The 15,664-nt window shown below is 69.9% G+C and carries 14 protein-coding genes and 1 rRNA gene; 4 read left to right on the plus strand and 11 right to left on the minus strand.

Going from position 1 to position 15,664, the window contains the following annotated elements:
• Positions 1-1,200, minus strand: a complete 1,200-nt coding sequence (locus ACWD01_RS17200) for an IS701 family transposase (protein WP_451162532.1) — start codon at positions 1,198-1,200, stop codon at positions 1-3.
• 623 nt (positions 1,201-1,823) lie between these two features.
• Here ACWD01_RS17200 and ACWD01_RS17205 point away from each other — a divergent pair.
• The 3 genes from ACWD01_RS17205 (at position 1,824) to ACWD01_RS17215 (ending at position 4,389) form a co-directional block, all read left to right on the plus strand.
• Positions 1,824-2,822: a ScbA/BarX family gamma-butyrolactone biosynthesis protein gene (locus ACWD01_RS17205; protein WP_451162534.1), complete on the plus strand. Its 999-nt coding sequence runs from the start codon at positions 1,824-1,826 to the stop codon at positions 2,820-2,822.
• Positions 2,823-3,194: 372 nt separating this feature from the next.
• Positions 3,195-3,440: a hypothetical protein gene (locus tag ACWD01_RS17210; protein WP_451162536.1), complete on the plus strand. Its 246-nt coding sequence runs from the start codon at positions 3,195-3,197 to the stop codon at positions 3,438-3,440.
• 382 nt (positions 3,441-3,822) lie between these two features.
• Positions 3,823-4,389, plus strand: a complete 567-nt coding sequence (locus ACWD01_RS17215) for a TetR family transcriptional regulator (protein ID WP_451162538.1) — start codon at positions 3,823-3,825, stop codon at positions 4,387-4,389.
• Between the two features lie 69 nt (positions 4,390-4,458).
• Here ACWD01_RS17215 and ACWD01_RS17220 read toward each other — a convergent pair whose 3' ends face one another.
• The 10 genes from ACWD01_RS17220 to trpS all read right to left on the minus strand — a co-directional run bounded on the left by ACWD01_RS17220 (position 4,459) and on the right by trpS (position 14,738).
• Complete coding sequence (locus tag ACWD01_RS17220; RefSeq protein WP_451162540.1) at positions 4,459-5,076, minus strand: ScbR family autoregulator-binding transcription factor; 618 nt, start codon at positions 5,074-5,076, stop codon at positions 4,459-4,461.
• A 307-nt stretch (positions 5,077-5,383) separates the two neighbouring features.
• Positions 5,384-6,481 carry a 3-dehydroquinate synthase family protein gene (locus tag ACWD01_RS17225; RefSeq protein ID WP_451162542.1) on the minus strand — a complete coding sequence of 366 codons (1,098 nt, stop codon included), beginning with the start codon at positions 6,479-6,481 and terminating at the stop codon, positions 5,384-5,386.
• Positions 6,478-7,065 carry a shikimate kinase gene (locus ACWD01_RS17230; RefSeq protein ID WP_451162544.1) on the minus strand — a complete coding sequence of 196 codons (588 nt, stop codon included), beginning with the start codon at positions 7,063-7,065 and terminating at the stop codon, positions 6,478-6,480. Before ACWD01_RS17230 ends, ACWD01_RS17225 begins: the two co-directional genes overlap by 4 nt.
• Positions 7,049-7,381 (minus strand): YdhR family protein, encoded by a 333-nt coding sequence (locus tag ACWD01_RS17235; RefSeq protein WP_451162546.1) that lies wholly within the window; start codon positions 7,379-7,381, stop codon positions 7,049-7,051. Before ACWD01_RS17235 ends, ACWD01_RS17230 begins: the two co-directional genes overlap by 17 nt.
• Positions 7,382-7,588: 207 nt before the next feature.
• Entirely contained in the window at positions 7,589-9,472 is a 1,884-nt protein-coding gene (locus ACWD01_RS17240) for an anthranilate synthase family protein (protein ID WP_451162548.1), read from the minus strand.
• Positions 9,469-10,131 carry an isochorismatase family protein gene (locus ACWD01_RS17245; protein WP_451162550.1) on the minus strand — a complete coding sequence of 221 codons (663 nt, stop codon included), beginning with the start codon at positions 10,129-10,131 and terminating at the stop codon, positions 9,469-9,471. The genes ACWD01_RS17240 and ACWD01_RS17245 overlap by 4 nt, the downstream gene beginning before the upstream one ends.
• 35 nt (positions 10,132-10,166) lie before the next feature.
• On the minus strand, positions 10,167-10,952 hold the full coding sequence (locus ACWD01_RS17250) for a 2,3-dihydro-2,3-dihydroxybenzoate dehydrogenase (RefSeq protein ID WP_356897789.1): 786 nt from the start codon (positions 10,950-10,952) through the stop codon (positions 10,167-10,169).
• Between the two features lie 331 nt (positions 10,953-11,283).
• Entirely contained in the window at positions 11,284-12,507 is a 1,224-nt protein-coding gene (locus tag ACWD01_RS17255) for a 3-deoxy-7-phosphoheptulonate synthase (RefSeq protein ID WP_451162553.1), read from the minus strand.
• Between the two features lie 329 nt (positions 12,508-12,836).
• Positions 12,837-13,394, minus strand: a complete 558-nt coding sequence (locus tag ACWD01_RS17260) for a hypothetical protein (RefSeq protein WP_451162555.1) — start codon at positions 13,392-13,394, stop codon at positions 12,837-12,839.
• A gap of 345 nt (positions 13,395-13,739) precedes the next feature.
• Positions 13,740-14,738 (minus strand): tryptophan--tRNA ligase, encoded by a 999-nt coding sequence (trpS, locus tag ACWD01_RS17265; protein ID WP_451162557.1) that lies wholly within the window; start codon positions 14,736-14,738, stop codon positions 13,740-13,742.
• An 838-nt stretch (positions 14,739-15,576) separates the two neighbouring features.
• On the opposite strand from trpS, the gene ACWD01_RS17270 reads away from it, so the two are divergent.
• Positions 15,577-15,664, plus strand: a 16S ribosomal RNA gene (locus ACWD01_RS17270); the annotation flags it as partial.

Genomic DNA, 15,664 nt, shown 5'->3' on the forward strand with positions numbered 1-15,664 from the left:
CTACGCCGAGCGGATCAGCCTTCGTTCGCCGCGCTCACCCTGCCGGCGCGCGGTCGAGATCGTCACGATCGCGTGCGCCACGGAGCTGAGCGTGACATGGCGGTGCCAGCCGCCGAACGTACGGCCCTCGAAGTCCCGTACGCCGACCCGGGTGCTGATCCGGCCGAAGTCGTGCTCGACCCGTTCCGTCAGCCTCCCGAGCCGCAGCAGCACGGCCGGCGGAGCGTCGGTCAGGTTGGTCAGCCACAGCTCTCCCGGCTGCCGCTCCCAGCCCGACCAGGCGCCCGCGAGCTGCAGCGGCAGCCCTCCGCCCGGCGCGGGCAGGGTGACCTTCGTGCCGGTCACGAGCGCCGAGCGGTTGATCGAACCGTGCGGATCGATCCAGCCGACCTGACGGGACGCCTTCTTCACCCACTCGACTAACTGCTGGGCCTGCAGCAGCCGGTCGCCGTGTCCTGTGGACAGCGTCTCGTTCGGCAGCAGCAGCGTCGTCGGGCCGATGCGCAGCACGAACGGGATGCCTTTGCGGGAGAAGTTCCGCGCGAACTCGCCCGCGTCGTGGTCACGGACGTCCATCACCACGGGGCGGCAGCGCAGGCCCCAGGCGCGCAGCGGCTCCAGGGCCGTGTGCAGCGCGACGGCGCCGGGATCGGACTCGCCCTCGCCGTCCGGTATCTCCGCGCGCTTGCGCCGCTCCTTGTCCTGCAGCCAGTCGCTGGGCAGGATCAGCCGCCAGTTGATGGGTGCGCTCTGCTCCTCGTTGGCCAGCCAGACGCTGTACGACTTCTGGCTGTTGACGACCCGGCCGAGCTGGGGAACGAAGGATTCCTCGACTCCCACCGTGTGTTCGCCCGTCTTGACGACGAACATCGGCCGGACCACCCAGGCGTGGGGCAGCAGCGTCCGGTCCAGGTGGCCGGCCAGGGCCCTGCGTACCGGCAGCCAGTCCCAGGACGACTTGCTGATGAAGTGGTGCAGCCGCTGTTCGGCCGCGCCGCCGCCGATCACCGAGGCGATCGACCGCATGGACTTGCGCCCGGGGATGGTGAGCAGTCCGGAGATGTACCACTCACCGCGCTCGCGCTGATCCCGGCGGGGCAGTGAAGTGAGCATGCGCTTCGAGAAGTCGGTAACAAAGTCGTCGTCGACATCGCCCCAGGCGATGTCCGGTCGTCCTTCCCTGTCCTTGGCCCCTTCCACAGGGCCCCCTTCCCCTGGATGCGGCCTGGGTCGGGCCCCTCCGTCCGGGCTGGCCGGGGAGTGGCTTTCCAGACCAACTCGAACAAGATCAAACCACGCAGTCGGTTTCTATTTCGCTCGCTGTGTCTGCCCGACCGCAGGGCGGTGCGGGGGTATTGCTCCGAAGGGGCCCAGGTAGATCCACGCTCTGCCGCGATTCATCCGCTCCCCCTGTGGCGCAGTCCCGGCGTTTCGGACTGCTGAACGCTCACGACAGCCAAGATACCAAACAGACTTGTCTGATTGTCAACGTGTGCGGCGGACGTGGCATGGCGTCAATTTCGCGGGAGTGGCGGCGTAGTGCCCGAAAGATGCGTCATGGATGGGTCGCCTGGAGGCGGTACTTCAGGATCTAACCATACAAGGCGTCATGTTTTGGCACTCCAAGGTCACGAATGGCGCGATTTCCCCCTGTCGGCCAAGGGTCCGGAGCGGCTCGTTCCCCAAGTGGAGATTCCCCAGCACTTGAAAAAACGAACTGACATGTCTGTATCTTGTTGGTCGCGGAAGGTCGTCGGCCATGGGGGGTGGTCGTCGGCGTACGGCTTGCTCCCCCTGCCCTGAAACTGACAGGAGCGCTGCAGATGTCGTATCTCGCCCAGAAGTCACATGAGCACCGCACCGTTGCGGTGAAGACCTGTACGAACGGGGTTGCCGCGAGCGCCCCGTACCCCCGGCTGACCACGACGGTCCCCCGGGAGTACGTCCATCGCGCCGCCGTGTCGGAAGTCCTGCTGACCGGCTGGGAGTCCGACGAACTCGCCGGCACCGAGCACCGGGAGGGGTTCACGGTCAAAGCCCAGTGGCCGCGCAGTCACTCGCTCTTCGCCCGCGAGGGCGTTTACCAGGACCCGATGCTCCTGATCGAGTCCGTCCGTCAGGTCGGGTCCCTCCTCGCCCACGCCGAGTTCGGGGTGCCGTTCGGGTACCAGTTCCTGATGTGGGACATATCCATCGCCGCCGAACCTGAACTTTTCGTGGCGGACGCCGTCCCCACCGAGATCGAACTGCGCACGGTCTGCCGCGACATCGTTCGCCGGGGCAGCTCGCTCACCGGGATGCGCTACGACGTCGAGGTGCTCCGCGACGGCAGGACCCTGGCCACCGCCGGGGCGGCCTTCCGGTGCATGAGCCCGGCGGTGCACCGCCGGCTGCGCGGCGAGCGTGCCACCACCACCGACCGCACAGTGCCGCCGGCTGTCGCCGCGGCCCTCGTGGGCCACGCCAGCGCACGACACGTCGTGCTCGCCGAGCCCGCGCCGGGCGCCGGGAACCGCTGGGAACTGCGGATCGACACCGCTCATCCGACCTACTTCGACCACCCGGTCGACCATGTTCCCGGCATGGTGCTGCTGGAGGCCGCTCGGCAGGCGGCCCATGCCGTGACCGGGATGCCCGACGCCCTCGTGGTCGGCGTCACGAGCAACTTCGAGTGCTACGCCGAGTTAAACGCCCCGTGCTGGATCACGGCGCACCTCGAGCGCCGGGACGCCGACGGCGGCGCTGTGGTGCGGGTGGAGGGAGTGCAGCAGGAGGAGGCCGTCTTCACCGCCGAACTCACGCTGAGACCCAGCCCCCGCTGAGCCGGCCGCCACCTTGGGGAAGGCCGACTGCCCACCATCCTGACCATCGGCGCGTCCGGCTTCGTGGGCGGTCGCGTCGAAGCGGAGCGACAGCGGGCCGAGCTTCGGCTCATGTCACACCGCCGCCCGTGCTCGATTCGGGTCCCCGTATCGTCCCGGTCGATCTGGCAGACCCCGCATCGCTGTGCGGGGTGTGCGACGGCGTCGATTTCCTGATCCGCTGCGCCGCGCAGATCGGCGGAACCGCCGAGGCCTACGAGCCCGTCAACGCCTGTGGGGCCGCCGCCCCCATGGAGGAGGCGCGCCGCGCGGGAGTCTCCCGCGTCGTTCATCTACCACGCCGCTCACCCGGCGCCCGTCACGGCGGACGCCGTGCTGCGCGCCGTCGCCGAGTGCACCGCGACTCCCTGGCCGGATGAAGAACTCACCGTCGAACAGGCCCGGGCGATCCTTGCGGAGAACGGCCGATCGCCGGCCACACTCGACATGCTGACGACTGATCACGTCTTCGACAGCACCCCGATCTGGTCCGATCTCAGTCGTGATCCCGGTGTCGGCTTCGACACCGGGATCCGGCGCGCCGCGCACTGGTACCAGCAGAGCCTGCAAGCGGCCTGAGACGGCCTTCCGAGCACGTCCTTCCCCACCCGATCCGGGTCCGGCGATCTGTTCGCCGGGCCCGGATCCGTCTTTTCCGCTGTGCCTGCCGGGATGCCGGGATGCCGGGACGCCAACCGCTCACCGGCTCCACAATGCCCAGCATAACATACAGGTCTGCACGGTTCCTCATGGCTGAGAGCTGACCGGTCATGGGGATGATTTCGGGCAAATAGTCGCGCGTGCAGGGTGTTTGAGGCAGTCGTGAGGATCGGAGAGGGATTTTCAGGCGGCGAAGACCCCATAAAAACATGCGGGGTTGTATGATCTGTCTTGGCTACTGGCCTGAGGGGTCATTCGCGCATTGCTCACACTCAGAGGAAGAGAAGGCAGGTGCAGCCTGATGCAGACGCGGGCCGAACACACCCGCCAGGCGCTCGTCCATGCCGCGGCCGAGTTGATCGCGGACGGTCGGCTGTCCGATGCGGGGCTGGTCAACATCTGCCGCAGGGCCGGTGTGAGTCGTGGGGCTCTCTACTACCACTTCCCCTCGACCGCGGCGCTGGCGGCCGCCGTGTACGAGCAGGCGCATCATCGGGTCGCCGTGATGACGGAGGAGGCGTTCGCGGGTCCGGCGGCGGACGCGCCGGGGCGCTTCCTCGTCGCTCTTGGCGAGGCCCTGCGAACCGAGAAGCTGGTTCGGGCCGGCATGGAGCTGGCGGCGGACGGGTCGGCCGGGCCCCCTCGACTGCGCGACGACCTGCTGACGATGTTTCACAAGCGTGTCGTCGACGCATATCAGGGGGCCGTTCCTCCGGCGCAGGACCTGGCCGACCTGACTGTGGTGGTGGCGGCCGGCCTCGAGTCGCTGGGGCGCACGGACCCCGACTGGTGGGACGGCAGGACCATTCAGCGGCTCTGGGAGCTGCTGCGCCCACTGTTCCGCCCCGCCGGGGACGAGTTGGTCTGAGCGCAGCCGTACCCCAGGTCCCGCCGGCGACTGACGCGCCTGCGCGGCCCGGTCCTCGGTCCTCGGTTCTCATTCCTCCACGACGACCGGCGGCGGGGTGGTGCGCAGCCGCCCCATCAGGCCGGGGATGGCGAGGCCCGGCAGCAGGAACCGCCAGAACGCGCCCACCCGTTCGATCAGATCCTCCCGGTCGTTGTACGCCTGGGACATGATCTGAAGACCGGCGAAGGCCCCGACGATGGTCGACGCGGCCTCTTGCACGTCCACACCCGGCAGGAGCTCGCCCCGCTCCTCGGCCTGCCTCAGTATTCCGAGGACGGCTGTGTGGGACTGCTCGTAGGCGGTACGCGAGCGGGAGAAGGATGTCTGCTCGATTGTCAGGCGCACGCTGGCGCGCAGCACCGTGTCGTGCCGGAGCCGCCTGCCGTACTCCAGGGTCAGATCGATGACGGACTGGAGCTTCACCGGCTGGTCCGGGATATCCAGGGCTTCGGCGTGCGCGTCCACCAAGGCGAGGGCGATGGCTTCCTTGGAGGGGAAGTGGTGGTACAGCGAACCACGGGTGAGCCCGGTTCTGGCCAGGATCTCGGTGGTGCTCGCAGCGTCGTAGCCCCGCTCGTCGAACACCTGGGCGGCGGCCTCCAGGATCGAACGTCGCGACCGCTTTCCGCGTTCCTGTCGAGCCATGTCAGGATCCTTACCCTCGTGCCAAATCAACAGACTGATCTGTATAGTATCGGGCCTGAGAAGAGGGTACGTTCAGACCGAGGTGTGCTGTCTGGATTCAGTGCAGGCCTCAGGGGGCGTGGCGGGGCGGCGGGGAGCGGCCCAGGGGTGCCCGCATCGGAGGCCGATTCCCCCGAACGGCGGGATCCGTCCTGCGCCTTACCGCCCCACATCCGGGCCGACCCGGAGAAGTCCGGATGAGGGCCCCGGAAGGGCAACCCTCCAGGACCCTCGGGGTCTTAAAACAGGCGACTTGGTCGTTTTTTTATCAACCAGTTGCGGCGATCCGGCGGTACGCCTCGTCCAGCAGCTCGGACGACGGGTCGTCGAGCACCGCGGGCCGGCCGACCCCGTCGAGGACGACGATCCCCGGCTCCTCGCCCCCGGCCCCCGTCCGCAGGGACTCGCGCAGCGCGCCCCAGGCGTCGAGCGGGTACGAGGTCGGCAGCCCCACCGCACGGAGCAGCACCCGGTGCCGGTCCACGGCGTCGTCGTCGAGCGAGCCGGTCAGCCGGGCCAGTTCGGCGGCGAACACCATGCCGACGGCGACCGCGTGCCCCGGCCGGGTGCGGTAGCGCTCCACCCGCTCGATCGCACGGCCCAGGGCGTGCCCGTACCCCAGGGACCAGGCGCGTTCCCCGGCGACCGCGTCGGCCTTCACCCGTACGGCGCGCTCGATCAGTTCGGTGACCAGGGGGGCACCGGCTCGCGCCGCCCGCGCCGGATCGGCGGCGACGAGATCGAGAACCGCCGGGTCCGCGACGAATCCGGCCTTGAGCACCTCCGCGAGACCGCCGAGGTGCCCTTCGTCCCCCACCGTCGCGAGCAGCGCCGGATCGCAGACCACCCCGGCCGGCGGATGGCAGGCGCCGACCAGGTTCCTGCCCTCGGGCACATTGATCCCGGTGCTGCCGCCGACGGCCGCGTCGGCCATGCCGAGCAGCGTCGTCGGCACCAGGAGCAGCGCCACCCCGCGCAGCCAGGTCGCCGCCGCGAACCCGGCGAGGTCGCAGGACGCGCCGCCGCCGAAACCGACCACGGCGTCGGTGCGGGTGATGCCCGCGGCTGCGAGCCTCGACCACACACCGGCCAGCACGCCGATCTGCTTGGCCGCCTCGCCCCGCGGGATCTGCAGCACGGCGACCCGGCGGCCGGTGGCCTCCAGCGCCGCACGGACCGACCGCACCTGACAGCTCAGAGCCTCGTCGTGGACGAGGGCGACCGTCCGCGCCGCCCGGGGGACCAGCTCCGGCAGCGCGGCGGCGGCCTCGCCGATCAGCACGTCGTACGGCCGTTCACCGTCGGCCCGGACGCGTACGGGACCGCCGAGCGCGGCGGGCACGGTCGCTTCAAGAGTGACGCTCACGCGGACTCCTTCGCTCGCAGGGACTGTCGTAGTGGCTGTCGTACGGACAGCTGCGGGGACCGGCCGGACAGCAGGGCGGTGATCCGTCCGGCGACCTCGCCGGGCCGTTCGCCGGCCGCCACGGCCACGGAGTGGCGGGCCAGCCTGCGGTAGATCGGGGTGCGTACGCCGAGAACGGTGGCGAGCCGGCCGCGCGGATCGTCCGCGAGCAGCGGCCGGCTCGCCGCGTTCCCGACGCGTTGCAGCAACTGGTCCAGCGGTACGGCGAGATGGACGACCGTGTGCGAGCGCAGCGCCTGCTGCACGGACGTGTCCAGGACCGCCCCGCCGCCCAGCGCGAGCACACCGCCGTGCCGGGCCAGCGCGCGGTGCACCGCGGCCCGTTCCAGCAGCCGGAAGTGGGCCTCGCCCGCGCCGTTCAGGATGTCGGCGATCGACGTGCCCGCCGCCGCCTCCAGATCGGCGTCCGTGTCGCGGAAGCCGACGCCGAGCAGAGCGGCGAGCCGCCGGCCCACCGTGGTCTTCCCCGCGCCGGGCGCGCCGATCAGCACGGCGGCCGGGCGGACCTCAGGACGCGAAGGCAAGACCGTGTCCTGAGAGCGAGGCCAGGGTGTGCACGCCCTGGACGGTGGCCTCCACGTCGAAGGCGTGGCGGTGGCCGGGCGGAGCGCCGATGATCTCGGCGGCGCGGGTGGGGATCGGCTGGGCGGCGGCCTCCGCGGACTCCCACAGGAAGACCGCTCCCCAGCGCTGGGTCGCCTCGTCGGAGATCCACGTCTTGAGCACCAGTCCGGGCACGGCGGCGAACCGGTCCACGGCCTCGTCCCTGAGGAAGTCGCGCAGATCGGCGATGGTGCGACCGGTGCCGGCGAGTTCCCACCAGACGACTACGGCATGCATGGCTGTCCTCCTCGGCGGTGAACACCCGCCTGTGTCAGGTCTGTTGTCCGAAGGTGCGCGAGGGTGCGTGGGGGTCTGGGGTGCGGCGGCCGCGGGCGGATGTTCCGGGGAGGAGGAACACCGCGCCCGCGGCGCACCGAGAGTGCCGGTCCGGCAGCGGGGGATGGTGCCGGACCGGCAGGCCGACCGGGGCGGGGTAGCCCTGGATCAGTCGGCCGTCAGGGGGGCGAGCAGATCGCGCACGATCCGCACGCCGTCCTCGGTCAGGATCGACTCGGGGTGGAACTGCACCGAGCGGAAACCCGGTCCGCGCAGCCCGTGCACCTCACCGGTGACCGCGTCGCGGCTCACGCCGACCGGTGCGCCGACGAGCTCGGGCCGTACGGTCTCGGTGGCGCTGCGGGCGGCGAACGTGTTGTAGAAGCCCACCTGCTCGGGCCGCCCGAACAGGTCGATCTTCCGCTGCACGCCCTGGTTGGGCCGCTCCCTGCGCACCAGGTCGAGACCGAGGATCGTGCTGAGCACCTGATGGCTCAGACACACCGCCAGGAACGGGACGCGCCGCGCCAGCAGTTCCCGGGTCGCGCCGTGCAGATGCGCGATCTTCGGATGCCCGGTGTCGCGCGGATCGCCGGGCCCTGGCCCGAGCACGACCAGGTCGCAGCCGTCGAAGGTGTACTCCTGGTCGAAGCGCCGGACCGTCACCTCCATGCCCAGCGAGCGCAGCTGGTGTGCCAGCATGCCGGTGAACGTGTCCTCCGCGTCGACCACCAGGACCCGCTTGCCGGCGAGGCCCGGCTCCTCGCGGTCGCGGGCGCCGGGCTCCTCCAGCCAGTACGCCGAGATCGACCGGTTGCGCTGGTCCAGCGCCGCCAGCACGTCCGGGTGCCGGGACAGCCCGGATTCGCGGCCGCCGAGTGCGGCGAGCAGCCCGGACGCCTTGGCCCGGGTCTCCGCCACCTCGGACTCGGGCCGCGAGTCCCTGACGAGGGTCGCGCCGACACCGATGGTGACCCGGCCGCTGTCCGAGATCTCCGCGGTCCTGATCATGATCGCCGAGTCCATGGTGGGGCCGCCGTCGGCGTCCCGGCCGATGAGCGCCAGTACCCCGCTGTAGTAACCGCGGCCCTGCGGCTCGTACTTGGCGATCACCTTCGCCGCGCTCTCCAGCGGACTGCCGGTGACGGTCGGGGCGAACAGCGTCTCCCGCAGGATCTCGCGCGGGTCGCGGGTGCTGTGCCCCTCGATGAAGTACTCGGTGTGCGCGAGCCGGGCCATCTCCTTGAGGTACGGACCCACCACCCGCCCGCCGCCGTCGCAGATGCGCGCCATCATCTTGAGCTCTTCGTCGACCACCATGTACAGCTCGTCGGCCTCCTTGGGGTCGGCGAGGAAGGCGGTCACACCCTCCAGCGTCGGACCGGTGGAGGGGTAGCGGTAGGTGCCGCTGATGGGGTTCATCACGGCGGTGCCGCCGTGCAGGCTCACGTGCCGTTCCGGGCTGGCGCCCACGAACGTACGGTCGCCGGTGTGCACGACGAACGTCCAGTACGCGCCCCGCTCGCCCTCCAGCAGCCGCCGGAAGAAGGTCAGCGCGGTCGCCGGGGACCAGCCGGTGATGTCCGCGACGAACGACCGCCTGATGACGAAGTTGGCGCCCTCACCCGTCCCGATCTCGTCGGCGAGGATCTCCCGCACGGTCTGCGCGTACGCGGCGTCGTCGACGTCGAAACGGCCGTCCGACACGTCGATCGGCAGGTCGGGCAGCCGGTCGAGCACCTCACGCAGCTCCAGCGACTCCTGGTCGCGCACCGACAGGGTGATCAGCGGGGCGCCGTCGTCGGCCGCCGCGTAACCGCGCTCGGTGATCTGCCGGTACGGCACCACGACCAGCGCCTCGTGCTCGGCGCGGCCCGTGCCGGCCATCCGGACGCCGTGGCTGGTCGGGACGTCCGCGAGGACCGCCGTGGCGACCGGCTCGCCGATGAGCACGTCGACCCGGTCCGCGCCGCCCGCCTCGGGGCGGTGCAGCAGGGCGAACGGCGGCGGGTCCGCGGCGAGGACCAGTGCCAGGGTTCCGTCGTCGGTCACCGGTCCCCCCTGCCGTCCTCGTTCTGCCCCAGCTGGGACAGCACCGTCTTGGTGGTCACGGTCATGGCGCAGCGCTGCGCCGCGTAGTCCAGGGCCATCCGGTGGTGGTCGTGCGAGAAGTCCGCGATGGCGTCGCCGACGAGGAACGGCTGGATGTCGTGCGTGAAGGCGTCCGTGACCGTCATGAGGATGCCGACGTGGGCGTACACACCGCAGACGATGAGCTGGTCCCGGCCGGTGCCGCGCAGCAGCTCGAGCAGTTCGGTACGGAAGAAGGCGCTGTAGCGCCACTTGGTGAAGACGGTGTCGCCCTCGGTGGGGACGAGTCCGTCGACGACCTTCTTGTGCTCCGGGTCCACGGTCATCCCCGGGCCCCAGAAGTCCTTCAGCAGGCCGCGCTGTTCGTCGGTCATGCCGCCCGGCTGGGCGGTGTACGTCACCGGGATGCCGAGGGCGGCGCAGCGCTCCCTCAGGGCTGTGGCGTTGCGGACCAGGTCGGTCACCGGCGACTCCCCGGCCGGGAACGGCCGGAGGAAGTACTTCTGCATGTCGTGGATCAGCAGGACCGCGCGCTGCGGGTCCACGGTCCACCGCGCGATGTTCTCGGGCATGTCCCCCTGACCGGGCATCGGGTAGGGGCTGATCGTGGGCAGAGCCATCCGGATCTTCCTCTCGGCTGTTGAGTGACGGTCGGTCAGTGGCCGAGCGCCGCACCGCCGTCCACGGTGAGGTCGTGCATGGTGATGTGCGCGGCACGGTCGGACAGGAGGAACAGCACCGCGTCGGCGACGTGCGAGGGCTGGGCGAGCCGGCCCATCGGGATGCCGACGCGGAAGGCGCCGGGGACGCCGTCGATCGAGGAGCGCGCAGCGCTGCCGTCGTCCCACAGGGAGGTCAGCATCGGCGTGTCGGTCGAGCCGGGCGCGACCACGTTGCAGCGGATGCCGTAGCGGGCCACCTCCAGGCCGAGGACCTTGGTGAACATGGTCGAGGCGGCCTTGGACGCGGAGTACGCGGACATGTCCACGCGGGCCGTGCCCGCGGCGTTCGAGGCGACGGTGACGATCGCGCCGGTGCCGCGCTCGACCATGCGGTTGACCACCGCGCGGGAGACGAAGAAGACCCCGCTGGTGTTGACCGCGAACGTCGTCGCCCAGTCCTGGTCGCTGAGCGCCTTCGCCTTGCCGAGGCGGAGCACGCCGGCGCCGTTCACCAGGTACTGGATGCCGCCGAGCTGCTGCTCGACCGCCGCCACCACGGCGTCGACGTCCGCGCTGTCCGTGACATCCGCGGGGTAGGCCTCGGCCACCTGCCCCACCGCGCGCAGTTCCTTGGCCAGTTCCTCCAGTGGCTCCACGTTCCGGTCGACCATGGCGACCGCGGTGCCATCGGCCGCCAGAGCGCGCACCACTGCTTCGCCGATGCCACCGGCGGCACCGGTGACGAGGGCGACCTTCTTTTCCGTCTTGTCGGCAATCATCGTGGTCCCAAAGCTCGGGGATTGCGGCGGCCGGGCCGCCGGAACAGGTGATGCGGCGCGACGCCGCACCGAAATCCCGGCGAACCGCCGCCATGTGCTGCTGCGGATGTCGCGACGTGGTCTGTTGCACGTCGTGCTTTTCCCGCGCCTTTCGCGGGTACCGCGTCGCGTGGTGATACGTCGTGCGTCGAACGGCGTACGACGAACGCCGGATGCTCGAACCGTCGTGCGTTCGAGTCGTCGCGTTCCTCGTGCGGCGTTCTTGTGTCGCGTTGTTCGTGTCCTGCCTGTTGCGCTGTGCCTTTCGCGCTGTGCTTTTCGCGCCGTGGGTCTAGATCTGCCAGGCGGCGGCGACTTCCAGCGCCTGGTTCGGGTTGAGCCGCGGGTCGCACAGGCTCGTGTACTTGTCACCGACCCGGTCCAGCTGCGAGGCGTCGTGGACGCACTCGGAGACCTTGTCGGGCGTGGTCTCCAGGTGCAGCCCGCCCGCCGTGCCCCCGGCCTCGGTGACGGCCTTCTGGAACTCCTCGACCTCACGGATCACCGTGGTGACGAGGCGGGTCTTGAAACCGTCGGGGGAGCCGACGGTGTTGCCGTGCATCGGGTCGCAGAGCCAGATGACCGGGTGCCCGGCCTCCCGCACCGCGCGTACGAACCCGGGCAGCCGCTCGCCGACCCGGTCGGCGCCCATCCGCGAGATGAGCGTCAGCCGGCCTGGCGTACGGTCCGGGTCGAGCCGCTCGCACAGCGCGAGCAGCCCGTCGCGGTCCATCGTCGGGCCGACCTTGCACGCCACCGGGTTGGCGACGGACGCGAGCAGGGCGACATGGGCGCCGTCCAGCTGCCTGGTCCGGTCACCGATCCACGGCCAGTGCGTCGAGGTGAGGACCGGCCGGCCCTCCTCGTCGCGCCGCAGCTGCGGCAGCTCGTAGTCGAGCACCAGCGCCTCGTGGCTCGTCCACACCGGCGCGTCGACCGGCGAGAGCGAACGCACCGACCGCGACCGCAGGGCGTCCATCGCCGTCGCCGCCGCGTCGTGCCCGGACAGCAGTCGGCGCGGATCGGGCCTGCGCAGCTCCGGGTCGGCCTCTGGCGCGTTGACCAGGTGGCCGCGGTAGACCGGCAGTTCGACACCGCCGACGACCTCGGTGGAGCTGGAGCGCGGCTTGCCGAACTGGCCCGCCATCCGCCCCACCTGGACCACCGGCCGCAGCGAGTGCAGCGCCATCATCCCGGCGAGGGCGTCGAGCAGCGCGGTCTTGCGTGTGACGTATTCGGGCTGGCATTCAAGAGGGTCCTCGGCGCAGTCGCCCGCCTGGACCACATGGAGCAGACCCTCGGCCACCTCTGCCAGGAGATAGCCGAGGGTGCGTATCTCCTCGGCCGCGACAAGCGGGGGCCGCCGGGCCAGTTCGGCCGTCGCCGCGGCGAGGGCCTCGGCGTCCTCCCATTCGGGCTGCTGCAGAGCCGGCAGCTTCCGCCAGCGCTGCCATTCGCTGTCAGGAAGTGCTTCTCCGAATACGGCCGGCCTTGCCGAGATTGTATTGCTCGTCACCCAGGACCTCCCTCGTGAGAATTCTTCATCGGTTCCTGCCGCCGGTGAATCGATTCCCAACCCACCCTGGATTTCCGAGAATCGACCCCAACTCGAGTCTGGGTGCGAGAAATAGGAGGGTCAAAGCGGGCCCCCGAACTTCGTCACATGATGCGAACGCCACATTCACCAGACGAAGTCGCCCTGCTTTTCCATCAGGTGGCGGTGAATCCCGGAAAGTATCCGGGCGACCCCGTCAGGTCGAGCGGGCATAAAAAAGCCGCCCGTCCGTTTTCCAGAAAAGGAAAGGACGAGCGGTCTTTTTTGTGGGCGGGCGCGGCGGCGGCCGGTCAGCCCACCGGCACGGTGCTGCGCCGGCGGCGCAGCGCGCCCTGGCCGAGGGTGACCCGGTCGGACGGCAGCACCAGCAGCATCCGGTCGGTGACGTGACCTGTGAGCGTCACGCCGGTCCGCTCCAGCTCCAGCACCGGTACCGGCGCGCCGGCGCGGAGCCCGAACCGCGCGCGCTCCTGGGCGTACGCCATCCGGCAGCGCAGATCGTCGACGAGCTGGAGCGGCTGGTCCCAGCGGCGCAGCGGCCACAGGGCCGCGTCGTGCGGCAGCGTCGCCGCCTGCGGAAGCCAGATCCGCGCGGTGCACAGCAGGGTGGAGCCGGGGCCCCGGCCGAGCCGGTAGGCGAGGGAGAGCCGCAGCCCGAGTTGCTCGGCGGCCGCCGCTTCCTCCTCGTCGCCGGCGGCCCAGTCGGGCGCTGTGCCGACCTCGCCGTCCAGCGTCTCGACGGACACGTCGTACCCGGCGGACTCCAGCGCCTCGGCGACCGGGTCCGTCCGTACGGCTCGGATCCACGCCGCCTCGTTCAGCGGCAGCCGGACCGTGTTCTCTTCCATCCGCATCATGTTCTTCTTCCCCGTGGACGCCCGACCGGTGCCGGACGTGCCGGGGTCCGGCCGCCCTGGCGGGAGACCGGACCCCGAGGCCACTATCGGTGACGAACCTTCAACATACTGTGGGAGGCGGTGCGTTGGGAGGTAAGACCGGTCGCAGGAGCCGGACCGGGACCGTCCGCCCACGGAATCGGCGGCACATCGGCGGTACTGCGTGCGTAGTGACTCTGCACGGGCCCGCCGGGCCGGCGCCACGGCCGCCGGCCGACCTTGTCATATGCCCTGGCTGCGCGGGCCCGGCGCCGGGAGACCGACCGCGCCCGCGCCGCCGGTCCCCCGGTGTGTTCTTCACCCCGCCGGCAGCAGCCCGATCGCCCGGTACGCGGCGTCCACCGTCGGACGTGCCATCCCCCTGGCCCGCTCGGCCCCCTTCTTCAGGACCGCGTCGACGTGTCCCGGATCGGCGACGAGCTCGGCGTGCCGCTCCCTGACGGGACGCAGCAGCTCCAGGACCGCCTCGGCCGTGTCCTTCTTCAGAGCGCCGTAAGAGGTGTACGTACCGGCCAGCTCCTTCGGGTCCTCTTTCGTGCAGGCCGCCAGGATCTCCAGCAGATTGGCGACGCCGGGACGGGACGACGGGTCGTACTCGACGTCCTGGCCGCTGTCCGTGACCGCCCGCATGATCTTCTTGCGGACCACGTCGGCCTCGTCGAGCAGATAGATGATCCCGGCCCCGGAGTCGTGGGACTTCCCCATCTTCGACGTGGGGTCCTGCAGATCCATGACCCGGGCCGCCACCGGAGGACGTGTGGCACGGGGCACGGTGAACGTGTGCCCGTAGCGCTGGTTGAACCGCACAGCCAGATCGCGCGTCAGTTCCACATGCTGGGTCTGGTCCTCGCCCACCGGTACCTCGTCGGCGCCGTAGGCCAGGATGTCCGCCGCCATGAGTGCCGGGTACGTAAGCAGGGACAGCCGCACACTCTGCCCGGCGGCGCGCGCCCGGACGCTCTTCTCCTTGTACTGGATCATGCGCCGCATCTCGCCGTCCGTCGCCGTGCATTCGAGGAGGTACGACAGCCGGGCGTGTTCGTCCACATGACTCTGGACGAAGATCGTGCACAGCTCGGGGTCCAGACCGGCCGCGAGCATCAGCGTCGCCGCCTGGCGGCTGAGTCTGCGTACCCGGGCGGGATCGTGTTCGACGGTGAGCGCGTGCAGGTCGACGACGCTGAACAGCGCGTCAGCCCGGTGCTGGTCGGTCTCGACCCAGCCGCGCAGGGCCCCGAGGTGGTTCCCCAGGGTCAGATGCCCCGTCGGCTTGATCCCGCTGAAGATCCGCTTCATTACGTACTCCGTCTCCTGATCGGAGCCGCCGCGTTCAGCGGCCGGACCCCCTGAGGAGGGAGAAACGAGAACGGCCGCCGAGGCGGCGGCCGTGAGTGCATGCGCAGGTGCCGGCCGCCGTCAGGCGGCCCACCACTGAAGGAAGCACATGCGCGATGTCATGCCCCAGAGGCTACCGCTCAGGGCAGGCCAGGGGCGGGTTGACACCAGGAACCGGCATCCGTAGTGTTCTCCGGGTTGCCCGACGTGAGCACCGACTCCGGTCGGCCCCGGGCAGCCACTCCGCAAGACCACTTCGAGACGAGCGACATTCCGTGTCGCTTGCCTTTCGTGCACTTTTGCGAAATGAAGAATCAGCGTTCGAAAGGACGCCGGCCCCGATTAGCGTCGCGGCCGACGATTCGCTAAAGTCTCACTCGTCGGAACGGCCGAACAGCCGCGATGACAACTCCTGCTGACTGGGAGTCAGGCCCGAAAGAGTCTGATAGAGTCGGAGCCGCCGGAAGGTCGAAAGGCCGGAAAGCACCGGGGAAATCGGATCGGAAAGATCTGATAGAGTCGGAAACGCAAGACCGAAGGGAAGCGCCCGGAGGAAAGCCCACAGGGAGACCTGAGGGTGAGTACAAAGGAAGCGTCCGTTCCTTGAGAACTCAACAGTGTGCCAAAAATCAACGCCAGATATGTTGATACCCCGTCCATCTTCGGATGGTCGAGGTTCCTTTGAAAAGTCCGTCCCGCTTGCGGGGCGGCAACAACACAGCGAGGACGCTGTGAACGACCGGTCTTATTCCGACCGGTTGTTCCGCTCTTCGAGTGTGCACCCGATTACGGGTAAACATTCATGGAGAGTTTGATCCTGGCTCAGGACGAACGCTGGCGGCGTGCTTAACACATGCAAGTCGAACGATGAACCTCCTTCGGGAGGG

This window comes from Streptomyces sp. NPDC002835 (assembly GCF_053591995.1).

Bases quoted from the DNA above. Each gene is read 5' to 3' on its own strand.
- ACWD01_RS17205 (WP_451162534.1), top strand. From the start codon at position 1,824: ATGTCGTATCTCGCCCAGAAGTCACATGAGCACCGCACCGTTGCGGTG.
- ACWD01_RS17245 (WP_451162550.1), bottom strand. From the start codon at position 10,131: ATGGCTCTGCCCACGATCAGCCCCTACCCGATGCCCGGTCAGGGGGAC.
- ACWD01_RS17220 (WP_451162540.1), bottom strand. From the start codon at position 5,076: ATGGCTCGACAGGAACGCGGAAAGCGGTCGCGACGTTCGATCCTGGAG.
- ACWD01_RS17215 (WP_451162538.1), top strand. From the start codon at position 3,823: ATGCAGACGCGGGCCGAACACACCCGCCAGGCGCTCGTCCATGCCGCG.
- ACWD01_RS17250 (WP_356897789.1), bottom strand. From the start codon at position 10,952: ATGATTGCCGACAAGACGGAAAAGAAGGTCGCCCTCGTCACCGGTGCC.
- ACWD01_RS17235 (WP_451162546.1), bottom strand. From the start codon at position 7,381: ATGCATGCCGTAGTCGTCTGGTGGGAACTCGCCGGCACCGGTCGCACC.
- trpS (WP_451162557.1), bottom strand. From the start codon at position 14,738: ATGAAGCGGATCTTCAGCGGGATCAAGCCGACGGGGCATCTGACCCTG.
- ACWD01_RS17260 (WP_451162555.1), bottom strand. From the start codon at position 13,394: ATGGAAGAGAACACGGTCCGGCTGCCGCTGAACGAGGCGGCGTGGATC.